This window comes from Leifsonia sp. EB34, from assembly GCF_041260585.1.
In the GTDB taxonomy this organism is placed as follows: domain Bacteria; phylum Actinomycetota; class Actinomycetes; order Actinomycetales; family Microbacteriaceae; genus Leifsonia.
Window position 1 is genome coordinate 293,578 of the sequence record NZ_JBGCCV010000001.1, and the last position, 17,145, is coordinate 310,722.

Genomic DNA, 17,145 nt, shown 5'->3' on the forward strand with positions numbered 1-17,145 from the left:
CGGCCCCCTCAGGCCTCCTCCTCCGCCGGGGCCGCGAACTGTGCGTTGTAGAGCGTGTAATACGCGCCGCCCCGGGCGAGCAGCTCGGCGTGGGTGCCCTGCTCCACGATCCGCCCAGCCTCCATCACCAGGATGAGGCCGGCGTCGCGGATGGTGGACAGCCGGTGGGCGATGACGAACGAGGTGCGGTCGGCCCGCAACGCGCTCATGGCCTTCTGCACCAACAGTTCGGTGCGGGTGTCCACCGACGACGTGGCCTCGTCGAGGATCAGCACGCTCGGCCGGGCGAGGAAGGCCCGCGCGATCGTGAGGAGCTGCTTCTCCCCCGCCGAGACGTTCGAGCCCTCGTCGTCCAGCACGGTGTCGTAGCCGTCCGGGAGCGAGTGCACGAACCGGTCGACGTACGTGGCGCGCGCCGCGTCCAGGATCTCCTCCTCGGTCGCGTCGGGCCGGCCGTAGGCGATGTTCTCGCGGATCGTGCCCTTGAACAGCCAGGTGTCCTGCAGCACCATGCCCATCCGGTCGCGGAGGTCGTGCCTGGTCATGGTCGCGATGTCGACGCCGTCGAGCGTGATCCGGCCGGCGTCCAGGTCGTAGAACCGCATCATCAGGTTGACCAGCGTGGTCTTGCCCGCGCCGGTCGGCCCGACGATCGCCACGGTCTGGCCGGGCTCGGCCACCAGCGAGAGGTCCTCGATGAGCGGCGTGTCGGCCGCGTACCGGAACGACACGTGCTCGAACGCCAGCCGGCCGCGGGTGCCGCGCGGGCTGACCGGCTCGGCCGGGTCCGGGCTCTCCTCGTCGGCGTCCAGCAGTTCGAAGACCCGTTCGGCGCTGGCGACGCCCGACTGCAGCAGGTTGGCCATCGACCCGAGCTGCGTGAGCGGCTGCGTGAACTGGCGTGAGTACTGGATGAACGCCGTCACGTCGCCGAGCTGCAGCGCGCCGTTCGCCACCTGGAGGCCGCCGACCACCGCGATGGCGACGTACATCAGGTTCCCGACGAACATCATCGACGGCATGATCAGGCCGGAGATGAACTGCGCGCCGAAGCTCGCCTGGTACATCTCCTGGTTCTTGGACCGGAAGCGCTCCTCCACCTCGCGGTGGCGGCCGAAGACCTTCACCAGCGAGTGCCCGGTGAAGGCCTCCTCGATCTGGCCGTTCAGCTCGCCCGTGTTGCGCCACTGGGCGACGAACAGCCGCTGCGAGCGCTTGGCGATCAGCATCGTGACCACCAGCGTCAGGGGGATGGTGATGAGCGCGATCACCGCGAGCAGTGGCGACACCACGAACATCATGACCGTGACGCCGATCACCGTCAGCAGCGAGGTGAGGAGTTGGCTCATCGTCTGCTGCAGGGTCTGCGAGATGTTGTCGATGTCGTTCGTCACCCGGCTCAGCAGCTCGCCGCGCTGCATCCGGTCGAAGTAGGTCAGCGGGAGGCGGTGGATCTTCGCCTCGACGTCCTGGCGCAGCCGGTAGACGGTGCGCTGGGTGATGCCGTTGAGCACGTAGCCCTGCAGGTAGGCGAACAGCGACGACGCGATGTAGAGCGCGAGCACCCACATCAGGATGTGGCCGACGGCGGTGAAGTCGATGCCCTGGCCGGGAACGAGGGTCGTGCCCGAGATCAGGTCGGCGAGCTGGCCCTGACCGCTCGCACGCAGGCGCGCGATGGCCTCCGCCTGCGTCTCGCCTGCCTTCAGGTGGGCCGAGATCGCGCCCGAGAACACGAGGTTGATCGCGTTGCCCAAGAGTTTCGGCCCGAGAACCGCGAAGAACACGCTCACGACGGCGAGGATCGTGACGAACACGACTCCCGCCAGCTCCGGCCGCAACCGCCGCGCGAGGCGCTTGGCCGAGGGGCCGAAGTTCAGCGACTTGTCGCCGGGCATCGTCATCCCGCCGAACGGGCCGCCGCCCGGTCCGCGGCGGACGGGTGTCCGCACGGGAGGCTCCTGCGCCTGCTGGGTCGCCGCGCCGCCACGGGCGCCGTCTGCGCGGCTCATGCCGCCTCCTCCGCGGTGAACTGCGACGAGACGATCTCGGCGTAGGTGGGATTGGTCTCGACCAACTCGGCGTGCGTGCCGCGGCCGACGACACGGCCGTCCTCGAGCACGACGATCTGGTCGGCGTCCACGATGGTGGAGACCCGCTGGGCCACGACGATCATGGTGGCCTCCGACTCGTTGCGGGCGAGCGCGCTGCGCAGCCGCGCGTCGGTGGCGGTGTCGAGCGCCGAGAACGAGTCGTCGAAGATGTAGATCTCCGGCCGGCGCACGAGCGCTCGGGCGATGGCAAGGCGCTGCCGCTGACCGCCGGAGACGTTGGTGCCGCCCTGGGCGATCGGCGCGTCCAGCTTCTCCGGCATCTCCTCGACGAAGCCCTTCGCCTGCGCGATCTCCAGCGCCCGCCAGAGCTCGTCGTCGGTGGCGTCCGGGTTGCCGTAGCGGAGGTTGCTGGCGACCGTGCCGGAGAACAGGTACGGCTTCTGCGGCACGAGCCCGATGCGGGACCAGAGCAGCTCAGGGTCGAGCTCGGCGACGTCGACGCCGTCGACCAGCACGATGCCGCTCGTGGCGTCGAACAACCGCGGGATGAGGTTGACGAGCGTCGTCTTGCCCGCGCCGGTGCTGCCGATCACCGCGGTGGTCTTGCCGGCCTCCGCGAAGAACGTCACGTCGTTCAGCACCGGCTGCTCGGCGCCCGGATAGGAGAAGCCGACGTCGACGAACTCGACCGTGCCGCGCGCGGTGACCTCGGTGATCGGGTTCTCGACGGCGCCCACCGACGGCTCGGTCTCCAGCACCTCGCCGATGCGGTCGGCGCAGACGGCGGCGCGCGGCACGAGGACCGCCATCATCGTGGACATCATCACGCCCATCAGGATCTGCGCGAGGTACTGCAGGAATGCGGTCAGGGTGCCGATCTGGATCGCGCCGCTGGACACCCGGTACGCGCCGAACCAGATCACGGCGACGCTGGAGACGTTGAGCACCAGCATCACGATCGGGAACATCAGCGCGAAGAGCCGCCCCGCCCGGATCGCGGTGTCGGTGACCTGGTCGTTGGCGACCGTGAACCGCGCGGTCTCGACGTCCTCCCGCACGAAGGCGCGCACCACGCGGATGCCGGTGAGCTGCTCGCGCAGCACTCGGTTCACCCGGTCGATCCGCTCCTGCATCTTGCGGAACAGCGGGACCATCCGCACGATGATCATGCTCACGGCGATCAGCAGCACGGGCACGCTCACCGCGATCAGCCAGGAGAGCTGGAGGTCCTGCCGCATCGCCAGGATGATCCCGCCGATGGCGAGGATCGGCGCCGACACCAGCAGCGTGCAGGTCATCAGCACGAGCATCTGAACCTGCTGCACGTCGTTGGTGTTCCGGGTGATCAGCGACGGGGCGCCGAAGTGGGTCACCTCGCGCTCGGAGAACTCGCCGACGCGGTGGAAGAGGGCGCCGCGGAGGTCGCGGCCGACCAGCATGGCGACCTTGGCGCCGAAGTAGACGGCGGTGATCGCGCAGGCGACCTGCACGAGGGTCACGCCGAGCATCTCGGTGCCGGTGGACAGGATGTAGCCGGTGTCACCCTTGGCGATGCCGTTGTCCACGATGTCGGCGTTCAGGGTCGGCAGCCAGAGGGACAGCAGCGACTGCGCGAGCTGGAAGACCACCACCCCGACCAGGAGCGGCCAGTGCGGCCGGAGGTACCGGCCGAGGAGTTTCAGGAGCATCCGGGCTCTCCCAGGTCTGCCGCGTCCGCGGCGGTCGTGACGGGTGTGCTGAGGACGGACGGCCGGCCGGCGACGCCGAGGAGGGCGATCGTGGCGAGGTCGTCGACACTGAACTCGATGCCGTCGTTCAGTGCGGGGAAGGCGGACGAGAAGCTGATCAGGCGCAGGATGTGCGCGACGCGCTCCGGCGGCCAGTTGAGGTCGTCGGCCTCCGGAGCGAGGATGCCGGCGATGATCGCCGCCAGCTCGGTGCGCTCCTGCGGGATGGGCGGCCGCTGGTGGCCGACCACCGGCATGATGCGCATGACGTTCTGGAAGCGCTCGCGCAGCAGGAAGACGATCCCGCGCAGCTTGAGTTCCAGCGGGAGGGCGGGGTCGATGGAGCGCAGGTTCTCACGCAGCGGCTCCGGGTCGAGGTACTTCTCGACGGCGGCCCGGACGAGCGTCTCCTTGTCGCCGAAGGCGCGGAAGATCGTCCCCTCCGCGATCCCGGCGGCGTCGGCGATCTGGCGCGTCGTGACGCCACGGCCGTGCTCGATGAGGAGCGGGATGACCGCATCGACGATCATCGCCTTGCGGTCCTCCGGCGGCAGCGGCTGGGCGCGGTTGCGCGGCGTCTCCAACTCGGTTTCCACGCGGGAATCCTAAGTTGAGTGAGTGCTCACTCACAATGAGGAATTCGTTCGCCCTGAGCGAACGGCGCGCCGGGGACGTCAGCGGTCGAGCGGGAAGAACCCCGAGATGGTGGCGATGTCCTCCCGCGACGGCGTCAACGCGGTCGCCGCCTCGGCGTTCGCGACGATCTGCTCGGGCCGCGTCGCCCCGGCGATCACGCTGGTCAGCCCCGGCTGGGCGAGCAGCCACGCGAACGTCGCCTGCAGCATCGTGACGCCGCGCTCGTCGCAGAACGCCTGGTACCGCTCGATGGCATCCCAGGGCGCGTCGTCGAGCAGGTGCTTGCGGGCCGTCATGATGCGGCTGTCCGCCGGGCCGCCCTGCCTGCTGAACTTGCCCGTGAAGAGCCCGTTGTAGAGCGGGAAGAACGGCAGGAAGCCGAGGCCGTAGGCGTTGACGGCGGGCAGCACCTCACGCTCGGCTTCGCGGACCAGCAGGCTGTACTCGTTCTGCGCGGAGACGAACTTCGGGTGCCCGGCGAGGCGCGCGGTGAACTCGGCCTCCGCGATCTGCCAGCCGGCGAGGTTGGAGTGCCCGATGTAACGGATCTTGCCCTCGGCGATCAGGTCGTCCAGCGTCGCGAGCGTCTCCTCGATCGGCGTCACCGGGTCGGGCCGGTGGAGCTGGTAGAGGTCGATCCAGTCGGTGCGCAGCCGGCGCAGCGACGACTCCACTGCGAGCCGGATGTAGCGCCGGGAGCCGCGCACTCCCCAGTCGGGGCCGTTGACGCCCGCCATGTCCATGCCGAACTTGGTGGCCAGGACGATCCGGTCGCGCTTGCCCTGCAGGGACGCGCCCATGAGGGTCTCGGAGAGCCCGCGCTCCTTGCCGTAGATGTCGGCGGTGTCGAAGAACGTCACGCCGGCGTCGATCGCGGCGCCGATGACCGCGTCCGTGCCCTCTTGGGTCTCGGTGGCCGTGCCCGCGCGGCCGAAGTTGTTGCAGCCGAGGCCGATCGTGGAGACGATCAGGCCAGAGTCTCCGAGGGTGCGGTATTCGATGTTCGCCATGCTGTCGAGTCTAGGCAGCCGGCCGGGGTGGACCGGACCAATTAGTCCTCCACAGAACCGGCCGGAATGCGACTTGTCCCCGATGTCCGATTTCCGCGAGAGAGGGTCGGCCGGCCCCCGTAGAGTCGACCCATGAGCAGTTCCACGACCTTCCTCCTGCGGATGCCAAGCCCCATAGGCCGCATCGAGCTGACCGGCGACGGCGACGCCGTCACGTCGCTCTCGATCGCACGCGACGACGCGCTTCCCCACGACGACCTCCCCGAGAACCGCGACGCCGTGCTCGAGACGGCGGCCGCACAGCTCGACGAGTACTTCGCCGGCACCCGCCGGGAGTTCGACGTGCCCGTCCACCTGATCGGCACCCCGTTCCGCACGGCCGTCTGGGAGCGCCTCACCGCGCTGGGGTACGGCACGCTCACCACCTACGGCGAGCTCGGGCTCTCGCTCGGGTATCCGGGCTACGGACGCGCCATCGGCGGAGCCGTCGGGGCCAACCCGGTGCCCATCATCATCGGCTGCCACCGCGTGCTGTCCTCCAGCGGCAAGATCACCGGCTACAGCGGCGGCGAGGGCATCCCCACCAAGCTCTGGCTGCTCGAGCACGAGGGGATCACCCTGGCCGCATGAGCAACACGGACTCCACCGAGACGACGACCACCCTCCCGGCCGAGACGGTCGCGCGCGCCGCGCTCGTGACCGGCGACGACGGGCGGGCGCGGTGCTCGTGGTCGGCGAACGATCCCGAGTACCGGCGGTACCACGACGAGGAGTGGGGCACGCCCCAGCGCGATCCGCGCGCGCTCTACGAGAAGCTCTGCCTGGAGGGCTTCCAAGCCGGGCTCTCCTGGATCACGATCCTGCGCCGCCGGCCGGCGTTCCGCGAGGCCTTCCTCGGGTTCGTCCCCGAGCGCGTCGCGGCGATGACCGAGACCGATGTGCAGCGGCTGCTGGGCGACGAGCGCATCATCCGCCACCGCGGCAAGATCGAAGCGACCATCTCGAACGCGCGCGCGACCCTCGCGCTCGACGTGCCGCTTCAAGAGCTGATGTGGGGCTTCGCGCCGACCGGCTCCCGGCCGCGGCCGCAGGCGTGGGGCGACGTGCCGGCCGTCACCGCGGAGTCGACCGCGATGAGCGCGGAGCTGCGCCGCCGGGGGTTCCGCTTCGTCGGTCCGACCACGATGTACGCGCTCATGCAGGCGACGGGCATGGTCGACGATCACTTCGCGGGCTGCTTCCGCGCGGAGGACTGAGGCGCCGACGGGGGCGCGCCTTCGGGAACGAGAGCCGGGCGGGAACGAGAGCTCGGCGGGAACGAGAGAGTCGGGCCGGCGAAGTCGATCTCGGAACCGTTCTCGCTGGTGACGGCGCGTCCGCTCGTGCCCGACCGCAGGCGGAACTTACTGTGCTGCCGCCACACCGGCTCCGGACTCGGCACATCGGTGTGATGTGTCCGCGATCTGCGCGTCGGCCCGACTGGTATGTGGGTGGGTCTACCGGCGTTCACGGCGCCGGGACTGGCGGGATGTCCCTTCTCTCGTGAATTGAGCTTATCTCACTTCCACGTCCAGCACCACAGTCCCGCGCGCTCCGAAGCAGATCTTCAGCTTGCTGAACGCAGCACGGCGCTGAGCTTTCCCGGCACGCCGACGACCTCCGGGACGACGAGGTCGAGCTCGCCCTCCCGGTCCGCCGAATGGGTCAGCTCGTAGCCCTCGGCAGCGGCCCAGCCGAGCAGGTCAGCCGTGGAGGCGAAGTCCTCGCCGCGCTCGATGAGCGCGCGCGCGAACAGCCCCTTGGCCTGCTTGTTGAAGTGGTTGAGCGCGCGCACGGTACCGCTCTCGTCCCGCGCCAGCACACGCAGGTAGTGCACTCCCTCGCGCTCGGGCAGCGGTCCGAGCGCGGCATAGCCCTCCGACCGGAGGTCGAGGATCACGCCGTCCACGGCCGCGAGTTCTGCGGCGCACACCGCCGCCCAGCGCTTCTTGAGCGCCGGCGAGAGGCGCGAGTCGAACGACAGCCGATAGGCCGGGATCGCGTCGTGCGCCCGCACGAGCCCCAGCAGCGCCGACTGCACGGCGACGGAGCGCGCGGCGAACCGCCACTGGTCCTCGGTCAGCGACTCCGCGTCGAGCGCGTCGTAGAGCACGCCGGTGTAGCGCAGCAGCGCGGGCATCGTCGCAGCACGGCGAAGTCCGCGATTGCGCGCGATCTCGTTCGCCTGCTTCGGACCGAGCTTGAGCGCCTTGGCCGCGGCCTCCGGGGTACGGGACAGCGCGACGGTGTCGGCGACGACCCCTCGGCGGGTCGCGTTCAGAGCCGGGAAGCCGAGCGACGTCAGTGCGAGCGGCTCGCCCTCTCCCCCGTCGCGTTTGGTCTCCGACGGGGGCAGCAGGACGAGCACTCAGCGCTCCAGGAAGGCCAGCGCCGCGTCCACGTTCGCGCCGAGCGGGCGGGACGTGTCCAGGGTCACCCGCGGGAGCGACGCCGCGGCGCCCTTCCACTCGGCGTACTCATCGACGCTCTGCTCCACCGCGTAGGCGGCGATCAGCCCCGTGCGCTTCGCGAGCCGCTGCTCGTGCAGCTCCTCGTCCGGGCAGACCGTCTCGATCACGCGCAGCGCGACCCCGCAGCGCTCGGCCAGGTCGCGCCACTGCAGGCGCGCCGGCTCGACCGCATTGACGGCGTCGACGACGACCGAGTGCCCGCTGATGAGCACCTGCTCGGCCATCCGCTCGGCCACGAGGTAGGCGGCAAGACCGGTCGGCTGATCCGAGTCGATACCGGCCTTCAGGATCGCTGCCTCGATCGGGTCCACCGAGATCGCCGTCGCGCCCAGGCGGCCGGCGATGATCTCCGCGATGGTGGACTTGCCGGAACCGGGAAGCCCCGCCGTCACGATCAGCACGGGGACGCGGACGTCGCCGAACTGCCGTTCCAGCGGGGCTTTCGGGTCGTTCACGCTCAGACCAGCTCGGCCTGACGGGCCACGATGGTGACGGTGTTGTTCTCCACGGAGAGGAAGCCGTCGTCGGCCTGCGCCGTGATGGACTCCCCGCCGTTCAGGGTCACGCGCACCTCGCCCTGGGCGAGGATGGCGAGCAGCGGCTCGTGGCCGGGCAGGATACCGATCTGCCCCTCCACGGTCCGCGCCACGACCATGTTCGCCTCGCCCGACCACACTTCGTGGTCGGCGGCGACGACACTGACGTTGAGGACAGCCATGCTCAGCCGTTCTCCTTCTGGATCTGCGCCCACTTCTCCTCGACGTCCGAGATCGGGCCGACGTTGAAGAACGCCTGCTCCGCCACGTGGTCGAACTCGCCCTTGGCGATGGCGTCGAACGACTCGATGGTGTCCTTCAGCGGGACGGTCGAGCCCTCGACACCGGTGAACTTCTTCGCCATGTAGGTGTTCTGCGAGAGGAACTGCTGGATGCGGCGCGCCCGCGACACGGTGATCTTGTCCTCTTCGGACAGCTCGTCGACACCGAGGATCGCGATGATCTCCTGCAGCTCCTTGTTCTTCTGGAGGATCTGCTTGACCGTCGTGGCCACGCGGTAGTGGTCGGCGCCCAGGTAGCGGGGGTCGAGGATGCGCGAGGTCGAGGTCAGCGGGTCGACGGCCGGGTACAGACCCTTCGACGCGATCTCACGGGAGAGCTCGGTCGTGGCGTCGAGGTGCGCGAACGTGGTCGCCGGCGCCGGGTCGGTGTAGTCGTCGGCCGGCACGTAGATCGCCTGCAGCGAGGTGATCGAGTGACCGCGGGTCGAGGTGATGCGCTCCTGCAGAACGCCCATCTCGTCGGCGAGGTTCGGCTGGTAGCCCACCGCGGACGGCATGCGGCCCAGCAGCGTGGAGACCTCGGAGCCGGCCTGCGTGAAGCGGAAGATGTTGTCGATGAAGAGCAGCACGTCCTGCTTCTGCACGTCGCGGAAGTACTCCGCCATCGTCAGCGCGGACAGGGCGACGCGCAGACGCGTTCCCGGCGGCTCGTCCATCTGGCCGAAGACGAGCGCGGTCTTGTCGAAGACGCCCGCCTCCTCCATCTCGTGAATGAGGTCGTTGCCCTCACGGGTGCGCTCGCCGACACCGGCGAACACTGAGACACCGCCGTGGTCCTGCGCCACGCGCTGGATCATCTCCTGGATGAGGACGGTCTTGCCGACGCCCGCGCCGCCGAACAGGCCGATCTTGCCGCCCTGGACGTACGGGGTGAGGAGGTCGATGACCTTAATGCCGGTCTCGAAGAGCTGGGTCTTGGACTCGAGCTGGTCGAACGACGGCGGCTGGCGGTGGATCGGCCAGCGCTCGGTGATCTCGATCTTCTCGCCCGGCTCGGCGTTGAGCACGTCGCCGGTCACGTTGAAGACCTTGCCCTTGGTCACGTCGCCGACCGGGACGGAGATCGGAGCGCCGGTGTCGCGCACCTCGCCGCCGCGGACCAGGCCGTCGGTGGGCTTCAGGGCGATGGCGCGCACGAGGTCGTCGCCGAGGTGCTGCGCGACCTCGAGCGTGATCTCGGTCGACTCCTCGCCGATGGTGATGGTGGTCTTCAGCGCGTTGTAGATGCCCGGGATCGAGTCGTGCGGGAACTCGATGTCGACGACCGGACCGGTGACGCGGGCGATGCGCCCAACGCCGGCCGGCTGCGCGGTCGAAGCCTGGGCTTCGGCGGTAGCGGTAGTCATGATTCGTTCTCTCTTCGTTGGACGATTATTTTGCCGAGCTCAGCGCGTCCGCGCCGCCCACGATCTCGGAGATCTGCTGGGTGATCTCCGCCTGTCGGGCGTTGTTGGCCAGTCGCGTGTAGTCGGTGATGAGTTTGTCGGCGTTGTCGCTGGCGGACTTCATCGCCTTCTGCGTCGCCGCGTGCTTGGAAGCGGCGGACTGCAGCATCGCGTTGAAGATGCGGCTCTCGATGTAGACCGGCAGGAGCGAGTCGAGCACCGTGTTGACGTCGGGCTCGAACTCGTAGAGCGGCAGGACCTGCGTACGGTCCGGCTCCTCCAGGCCCTCCACGACCTCCAGCGGAAGCAGGCGGACGATCTGGGGCTCCTGGACCAGCATGCTGACGAAGCGGTTGTAGACGATGTGGATCTCGTCCACGCCGCCGTCGGACGCGTCACGCAGGAAGGACTCGAGGACCGCGTCGGCGACCTCCTTGGCCTGCTCGAACTCGGGGCTGTCCGTGTTGCCCGTCCACACCCGCTCGAACCCGCGGCGCCGGAAGCTGAAGTAGCCCTGCGCCTTGCGTCCGATGAGGAAGTAGACGACCTCCTTGCCCTGGCTGCGCAGCAGCTCGGCGAGCTTCTCCGACTCCTTGAGCACGTTCGAGTTGAACGCGCCGGCGAGGCCACGGTCGGAGGAGAAGATGACGATCGCTGCGCGCTCGATCTTCTCCGGCTCCGTGGTGAGGACGTGCTCGATGTTCGAGTAGGTGGCCACCGCCGACACCGCGCGCGTGATCGCGCGGGCGTACGGCGTGGAGGCGGCCACCCGAGCCTGTGCCTTCTGGATGCGCGAGGCGGAGATCAGCTCCATGGCACGGGTGATCTTCTTGGTCGTCTGGGCAGACCTGATCTTCTGCCGGTAGACCCGAAGCTGTGCTCCCATGTGTCTTCCTCAGTACCTATCCGTGCTCAGCGCTTCGCCTTGACGATGCGCTCCTGGTTGACGTCCTCCGTGGAGCTCGCCTCGAACTCCTCGCGCCCGACCGAGGCGAGCGGCTTGCCCTCACCGGTCTGGAACTCGAGCTTGAACTTGTCGACCTCCTCGCCGAGCTTCGCCACGGTGTCGTCGTCGAGGACGTTCGTGTCGCGCAGGGTGGTGAGGATGTCGGTGTTGCGGCGCAGGTGGTCGAGCAGCTCGGCCTCGAAGCGGAGGATGTCCTCCACCGCGACCTCGTCGAGCTTGCCGTTTGTGCCGGCCCAGATCGAGACGACCTGCTCCTCCACCGGGAACGGCGAGTACTGCGGCTGCTTGAGCAGCTCGGTGAGGCGCGCGCCACGGGCGAGCTGACGGCGGCTGGCCTGGTCGAGGTCGGACGCGAACATCGCGAACGCCTCGAGCGAGCGGTACTGCGCGAGTTCCAGCTTGAGCGTGCCGGAGACCTTCTTGATCGACTTGACCTGAGCGTCGCCGCCGACTCGCGAGACCGAGATGCCGACGTCGACCGCGGGACGCTGGTTGGCGTTGAACAGGTCGGACTGCAGGAAGATCTGGCCGTCGGTGATCGAGATCACGTTGGTCGGGATGTACGCCGAGACGTCGTTCGCCTTGGTCTCGATGATCGGAAGACCGGTCATCGAGCCGGCGCCCAGCTCGTCGGAGAGCTTGGCGCAACGCTCCAGCAGGCGGGAGTGCAGGTAGAAGACGTCGCCTGGGTAGGCCTCGCGTCCCGGCGGACGGCGGAGGAGCAGCGACACGGCGCGGTAGGCCTCGGCCTGCTTCGACAGGTCGTCGAAGATGATCAGGACGTGCTTGCCGCCGTACATCCAGTGCTGGCCGATGGCCGAGCCGGTGTAGGGGGCGAGGTACTTGAAGCCGGCGGGGTCGGAGGCCGGGGCCGCGACGATGGTGGTGTACTCCATCGCACCGGCGTCCTCGAGCGCGCCCTTCACCGAGGCGATGGTCGAGCCCTTCTGGCCGATCGCGACGTAGATGCAGCGGACCTGCTTGTTGACGTCGCCGGACTCCCAGTTGGCCTTCTGGTTGATGATCGTGTCGATCGCGATGGCCGTCTTGCCGGTCTGGCGGTCGCCGATGATGAGCTGGCGCTGGCCGCGGCCGACGGGGATCATGGCGTCGATCGCCTTGATGCCGGTCTGGAGCGGCTCGTGCACCGACTTGCGCTGCATCACGCCGGGAGCCTGGAGCTCGAGGGCGCGGCGGCCCTCGGTCGCGATCTCGCCGAGGCCGTCGATCGGGTTGCCGAGCGGGTCGACCACGCGGCCGAGGTAGCCGTCGCCGACCGGGACGGAGAGGACCTCGCCGGTGCGGGTCACCTCCATGCCCTCCACGATCTGGTCGAACTCGCCGAGGATGACGACGCCGACCTCGTTCTCGTCGAGGTTCTGGGCCAGGCCCAGGGTGCCGTCCGCGAAGCGGATGAGCTCGTTCGCCATCACGCCGGGGAGGCCCTCGACGTGCGCGATGCCGTCGGAGGCGTCGAGGACGTGTCCGACCTCGACGGTCTCGGCGTTGGCGGGCTCGTACTTCGAGACGAAGTCCTTGAGCGCGTCCCGGATCTCATCGGGGCTGATCTGAATGTCTGCCATCGTTGTTCCCTATCTGGGTTTCTCTGTCGGGGATCAGCCCGCGAGCTGAAGTCGGAGTTCGGTGAGGCGCGACGCGACGCTTCCGTCGATGACGTCGTCGCCGATCTGCACGCGCAGGCCGCCGAGGATCGACGAGTCGACGACCTCGTTGAGCTTGAGGTCGCCGTACTTCGCGGCGAGGCTCGCGCGCAGGCGCTCGGCCTGCTCGGCCGGGAGCGGCCTGGCCGTGACGACCGTGGCGATCGTCTGGCCGTACTGGTCCGCGACGATGCGCGCGGCTGCGCGCAGCGACTCGCGGATGCTGCGGCCACGCGGCTGCAGCACGAGCTGGCGCGCGATCGCGACGGTCTGCGCGGAGGCCTTGCCCTCGAGCAGGCGCTCGGCCAGGGCGGCCTTCGCCTCGGGGGCGGCGAGCTTGCTGCGGAGTGCGAGCTCGAGCTGCGCGTCGGAGGTCACGGCGCCTCCGAATGCGAACAGCTCGCCCGGGATGTCCACGTTGCGCGGCGCCGAGGCGGCGATCGAGCGGATGCCGAGCTCCTCGATCGCAGCGAGCAGGTCGTCCTGGTCGGACCAGCGCTCGCCGGCGACGACGGTCAGCAGCTCGACCGCGGGCGCCGAGAGCGACGCGAAGACGCGCTGGACCAGCACGGCCTTGCCGTCGGCGGGCGCCGAGGGGTCGCTGAGCACCGCGCGGAGCTGGGCGGAGTCGGCGACGACTCGTCCTGCGGCGAACAGGTCTTCAGCCGTCGCCAGATCGGCCTTGGACCCGAGCCCGGCGAGCGCCGAGACGGATCGGGCCAGTGCTTCTCTGGAGGCGCTTCCCATCAGTTGCTCGACCCTGCTTCCTGGGCCTTCCGGGCTTCGCTGGACTCGAGGTCCGCGAGGAACCGGTCGACGATCGCCTGGGCCTTCTTGTCGTCGGTGAGCACCTCGCCGACCACGCCGGAGGCGAGGTCGATCGCGAGCGAGCCGACCTCGCCGCGGAGCGAGACGAGCGCGCCCTGGCGCTCCGCCTCGATCTGGGCCTGGGCGGCGGCGGTCACCCGCGCGGCCTCGGCCAGGGCGTTGTCCTTGGCCTCCGCGACGATCTTCTGACCGTCGGTGCGGGCCGTCTCGCGGATCTTGGCCGCCTCGGCACGCGCGTCAGCGAGCTGGGCGGTGTACTCCTCGAGCAGCGCCTCGGCCTTGTGCTGGGCCTCGTCGGCCTTGGCGATGTTGCCCTCGATCGCTTCTGCACGCTCATCCAGGAGCTTCCGCATGCGCGGGAGCACAAGCTTCCAGAAGAAGAACAGGATGATGACGAAGCAGATCACCGAGCCGATGATGTCCGGCCACGCGGGGATCAGCGGGTTGTGCGTCTCCTCCGTCGCGGCGATCACGACACTGTTGAGCATCGTTCCTCCTTACGGGAGTGGATAAAGAGGACGGACTACTGGAAGATGAAGCCGACGGCGATACCGATGAACGCAAGCGCCTCGGTGAACGCGATACCGATGTACATCAGAACCTGGAGGCGGCCGGCCAGCTCAGGCTGGCGAGCGACGCCCTCGATGGTCTTGCCGACGACGATGCCCACGCCGATGGCCGGGCCGATGGCGGCGAGGCCGTAACCGACGGTGGCGATGTTGCCGTTGATTGCAGCGATGTCCACGTTATGTGTTTCCTTCCGTGATGGCGGTGCGCGCGGTCGCGCGAACCGTAATTAGTGTTCCTCGGCGACTGCGAGCTGGATGTAGACACCCGTGAGCAGTGCGAAGACGTAGGCCTGGAGGACAGCCACCAGGATTTCGAACAGGGAGAATGCGAACCCGAAAGCGAAGGTCACCACACCGAACAGCGACCACAGCCCGCTCAGGGTGAAGACGAAGAACGCGGTGCCGGTGAAGAACAGCACGAGCAGCAGGTGCCCGACGACCATGTTCATGAGAAGTCGCAGCGTCAGCGTGATCGGCCGGAGGATGAACGTCGAAATGAACTCGATCGGGGTCACCAGGATGTACAGGAACCACGGGACACCGGGCGGGAACAGCGCGTTCCGGAAGAAGTTGCCCGGGCTCTTCTTGATGCCCGCGTAGATGAACGCGACGTACGCCGCGATCGCTAGGACGATTGGCGTGCCGATGATCGCCGTGCCTGCGATGTTCAGGAACGGGATGATGCCGGTGATGTTGAAGAACAGCACCATGAAGAAGATCGTGGTGAGCAGCGGCAGGAAGCGCCGGCCGTCCTTGCGGCCGAGCAGGTCCTCCGCGATGTTGACGCGGACGAAGTCCAGGCCCATCTCGACGACCGACTGGAAACGGCCCGGGATGAGCTTCATCTTGCGCGTGCCGAGCCAGAAGATGAGGATCAGCGCGACGGTCGAGATGATGCGGACGAGCGTGATGCGGTTGAACTCGAGCCCGCCGATAGTGAACAGGGTGGGTGGGAAGAACTCGTTGATCGATGGGCCTTGGAAGCTTCCTCCATCGGAGCTTGCGGCCTGGACCAGCAGGTTCACAGCGTTAGCTAACAGCGCTATCTCCTGTTTCGGGGCGTCGAGCTGATGCTCTCGCGACGACGAACGGTGGACACCCGGGCTCGCGCGCCGGTGGTGCTCCGGGCGCGTACGGGTGGGGAATCACTGACAACTCTACAAGAGTTTTCAACCGGTAACGAATCGGATAAGGCTCAGCGTTTGTCCCCCGGCAGCGTGACGTCGCTGGCGTAGGGGATGCGCGACCGGAACACGACGATCATGTCGACCACGAGGGACCCGATCACGCCCGCGATCAGGCTCAGGAACAGCACGGTGGCGTTGATCCACGGCTGGTCCCGCAGCAGCAGCGCGAGCACGATGAACAGCACGAACTTCACGATCCAGCCGCCGAGGACGATGCCGAAGAACAGCCCGACGAAGAGGTCGGAGCCGATGAAACGGTTGGCGATCAGGATGCTGAGCGCGGTGATGCTGAGGAAGACGGCGGCCATGATCGTGCCGATCAGCGCGCTGGTGACGCCGACCCAGCCGGCGAAGATCCCGCCGAGCACCATGCCGACGACGGCGATGACCGCGGCGAGGATGAAACCGTACTTCAGCACGTCCTTCAGCACGGGCGTGGAGGTGGGCTGCTGCGGGGCGGCCTTCGGGGTGTCGTCCGGCCGCGGGGCGGGGGCTCCGTCCTGGTGGTCGGTCATCGGTTCTCCTTGCTGGTGGGGTCGCCGGTCTCGTCCGGCGGGATGGTGACGGAGACGCGCTCGCTCGCGATGTCGAGGGCGTCGTACTTCGCGGTCTCCTCGGCTTCCTTGCTGCCGGCGGGGGCGAGCTCGGCGACGGCCTCGTTCAGCTTGCGTCGGCTGAGCGGGGCCAGGGTGATCGCGGTGCAGATCACCAGGCCGATCGCGACGAAGACGATGGCCATCCAGTACGGGTCGAAGAAGAACAGCAGGCAGCCGATCGAGAGCACCGCCGTCCACGCGTAGAAGATCAGCACGGCGTGCAGGTGCGTGTGGCCCATGTCGAGCAGCCGGTGGTGCAGGTGCTTGCGGTCGGCGCTGAACGGCGACTTGCCCGCGCGCAGGCGGCGGATCACCGCCAGCCCGAAGTCGAGCAGCGGGATGACGAGCACCGCGAACGGGATGGTGACCGGGATGAAGGCGGGCACCAGCGACGACTTGCCGAGCGTCTGCAGGGCCTCCGGATTGATCGTGCCCGTCACCGAGATGGCCGAGGTGGCCATCAGCAGGCCGATCAGCAGCGCCCCGGCATCGCCCATGAACATCTTGGCCGGATGCCAGTTGAGCGGCAGGAAGCCCGCGCAGGCGCCGACCAGGATGGCCGCGATGACACCGGCGAGGCTGAAGTAGTTCTGCGGGCTGATGTCGCGCTGCAGCAGGTATGTGTACACGAGGAACGTGCCGTTGGCGATGAGCGCGACGCCGGCGACCAGGCCGTCCAGTCCGTCGATGAAGTTGATGGCGTTCATCACGAGCACGATCGCGAAGAGCGTGATCACGATGCTCATCACCGGGGAGCCGATCGTGAGGCCGCCGATCGGCAGCGAGTAGATCTGGACGCCCAGCCAGGCGACGATCCCCGCCGCGACGAACTGCCCAGCGAGCTTGGTCATCCAGTCGAGGTCCCACAGGTCGTCGGCGACACCCAGCACGACGATGAGGAGGGCGGCGCCCAAAATCGCGAGGATGGGGCCGGCGTCCGAGAAGATCAGCGAGAGCACGCCGAACTGGCTGGAGAGCAGCCAGGAGACGCCGAACGCCACCAGGATCCCGAGGAACATGGCGACGCCGCCGAGCCGGGGCGTCGGCCGGGTGTGGACGTCGCGCTCGCGGATCTTCGGGTAGAGCTTGAAGCGCATGGAGACCTTGTAGACCACCACGGACATCCCGAACGTGATCACGGCCGAGATGAGCGCCAGAGCGAGGAAGAGGGTCACGG

18 protein-coding genes are annotated in these 17,145 nt (G+C 68.4%); 2 read left to right on the forward strand and 16 right to left on the reverse strand.

Annotation, left to right across the window (positions count from 1 at the left end):
* Window positions 1-8 precede the first annotated feature (8 nt).
* The 4 genes from ABIA36_RS01460 to ABIA36_RS01475 form a co-directional block, all read right to left on the reverse strand.
* Window positions 9-2,012 carry an ABC transporter ATP-binding protein gene (locus ABIA36_RS01460; RefSeq protein WP_369960499.1) on the reverse strand — a complete coding sequence of 668 codons (2,004 nt, stop codon included), beginning with the start codon at window positions 2,010-2,012 and terminating at the stop codon, window positions 9-11.
* A complete protein-coding gene (locus ABIA36_RS01465) occupies window positions 2,009-3,742 on the reverse strand; it encodes an ABC transporter ATP-binding protein (protein WP_369960500.1) in 1,734 nt (577 codons plus the stop codon). Before ABIA36_RS01465 ends, ABIA36_RS01460 begins: the two co-directional genes overlap by 4 nt.
* Window positions 3,733-4,377: a TetR/AcrR family transcriptional regulator gene (locus ABIA36_RS01470; protein WP_369960501.1), complete on the reverse strand. Its 645-nt coding sequence runs from the start codon at window positions 4,375-4,377 to the stop codon at window positions 3,733-3,735. Before ABIA36_RS01470 ends, ABIA36_RS01465 begins: the two co-directional genes overlap by 10 nt.
* A gap of 78 nt (window positions 4,378-4,455) precedes the next feature.
* Window positions 4,456-5,427 carry an aldo/keto reductase gene (locus tag ABIA36_RS01475; protein WP_369960502.1) on the reverse strand — a complete coding sequence of 324 codons (972 nt, stop codon included), beginning with the start codon at window positions 5,425-5,427 and terminating at the stop codon, window positions 4,456-4,458.
* Window positions 5,428-5,559: 132 nt separating this feature from the next.
* On the opposite strand from ABIA36_RS01475, the gene ABIA36_RS01480 reads away from it, so the two are divergent.
* Together ABIA36_RS01480 and ABIA36_RS01485 are read left to right on the forward strand one after the other, a co-directional pair.
* Complete coding sequence (locus ABIA36_RS01480) at window positions 5,560-6,057, forward strand: methylated-DNA--[protein]-cysteine S-methyltransferase (RefSeq protein WP_369960503.1); 498 nt, start codon at window positions 5,560-5,562, stop codon at window positions 6,055-6,057.
* Window positions 6,054-6,683, forward strand: coding sequence for a DNA-3-methyladenine glycosylase I (locus ABIA36_RS01485; protein ID WP_369960504.1), 630 nt, complete (start codon window positions 6,054-6,056; stop codon window positions 6,681-6,683). Before ABIA36_RS01480 ends, ABIA36_RS01485 begins: the two co-directional genes overlap by 4 nt.
* 350 nt (window positions 6,684-7,033) lie before the next feature.
* Here the strand turns inward: ABIA36_RS01485 and ABIA36_RS01490 are convergent, their stop codons facing one another.
* From ABIA36_RS01490 to ABIA36_RS01545, 12 genes are all read right to left on the reverse strand, one after another.
* Window positions 7,034-7,834 carry a YaaA family protein gene (locus ABIA36_RS01490; protein ID WP_369960505.1) on the reverse strand — a complete coding sequence of 267 codons (801 nt, stop codon included), beginning with the start codon at window positions 7,832-7,834 and terminating at the stop codon, window positions 7,034-7,036.
* Window positions 7,835-8,392: an AAA family ATPase gene (locus ABIA36_RS01495; protein WP_369960506.1), complete on the reverse strand. Its 558-nt coding sequence runs from the start codon at window positions 8,390-8,392 to the stop codon at window positions 7,835-7,837.
* Window positions 8,393-8,394: 2 nt separating this feature from the next.
* The gene (locus tag ABIA36_RS01500) at window positions 8,395-8,655 is read right to left on the reverse strand and encodes a F0F1 ATP synthase subunit epsilon (RefSeq protein WP_369960507.1); all 261 of its coding nucleotides are present in this window, start codon (window positions 8,653-8,655) and stop codon (window positions 8,395-8,397) included.
* Window positions 8,656-8,657: 2 nt separating this feature from the next.
* Window positions 8,658-10,121, reverse strand: a complete 1,464-nt coding sequence (atpD, locus tag ABIA36_RS01505; protein ID WP_369960508.1) for a F0F1 ATP synthase subunit beta — start codon at window positions 10,119-10,121, stop codon at window positions 8,658-8,660.
* Window positions 10,122-10,146: 25 nt separating this feature from the next.
* Entirely contained in the window at window positions 10,147-11,046 is a 900-nt protein-coding gene (locus ABIA36_RS01510) for a F0F1 ATP synthase subunit gamma (protein WP_369960509.1), read from the reverse strand.
* 26 nt (window positions 11,047-11,072) lie between these two features.
* On the reverse strand, window positions 11,073-12,710 hold the full coding sequence (atpA, locus tag ABIA36_RS01515) for a F0F1 ATP synthase subunit alpha (protein ID WP_369960510.1): 1,638 nt from the start codon (window positions 12,708-12,710) through the stop codon (window positions 11,073-11,075).
* Window positions 12,711-12,743: 33 nt separating this feature from the next.
* A complete protein-coding gene (locus ABIA36_RS01520; protein WP_369960511.1) occupies window positions 12,744-13,535 on the reverse strand; it encodes a F0F1 ATP synthase subunit delta in 792 nt (263 codons plus the stop codon).
* The gene (locus ABIA36_RS01525; protein ID WP_369960512.1) at window positions 13,535-14,104 is read right to left on the reverse strand and encodes a F0F1 ATP synthase subunit B; all 570 of its coding nucleotides are present in this window, start codon (window positions 14,102-14,104) and stop codon (window positions 13,535-13,537) included. Before ABIA36_RS01525 ends, ABIA36_RS01520 begins: the two co-directional genes overlap by 1 nt.
* A gap of 35 nt (window positions 14,105-14,139) precedes the next feature.
* Entirely contained in the window at window positions 14,140-14,361 is a 222-nt protein-coding gene (gene atpE, locus ABIA36_RS01530; RefSeq protein WP_179607020.1) for a F0F1 ATP synthase subunit C, read from the reverse strand.
* 51 nt (window positions 14,362-14,412) lie between these two features.
* Window positions 14,413-15,210: a F0F1 ATP synthase subunit A gene (gene atpB, locus ABIA36_RS01535; RefSeq protein WP_369960513.1), complete on the reverse strand. Its 798-nt coding sequence runs from the start codon at window positions 15,208-15,210 to the stop codon at window positions 14,413-14,415.
* A gap of 170 nt (window positions 15,211-15,380) precedes the next feature.
* Window positions 15,381-15,887 carry a hypothetical protein gene (locus ABIA36_RS01540; RefSeq protein WP_369960514.1) on the reverse strand — a complete coding sequence of 169 codons (507 nt, stop codon included), beginning with the start codon at window positions 15,885-15,887 and terminating at the stop codon, window positions 15,381-15,383.
* Complete coding sequence (locus ABIA36_RS01545; RefSeq protein ID WP_369960515.1) at window positions 15,884-17,143, reverse strand: MraY family glycosyltransferase; 1,260 nt, start codon at window positions 17,141-17,143, stop codon at window positions 15,884-15,886. Before ABIA36_RS01545 ends, ABIA36_RS01540 begins: the two co-directional genes overlap by 4 nt.
* Window positions 17,144-17,145: the final 2 nt, after the last annotated feature.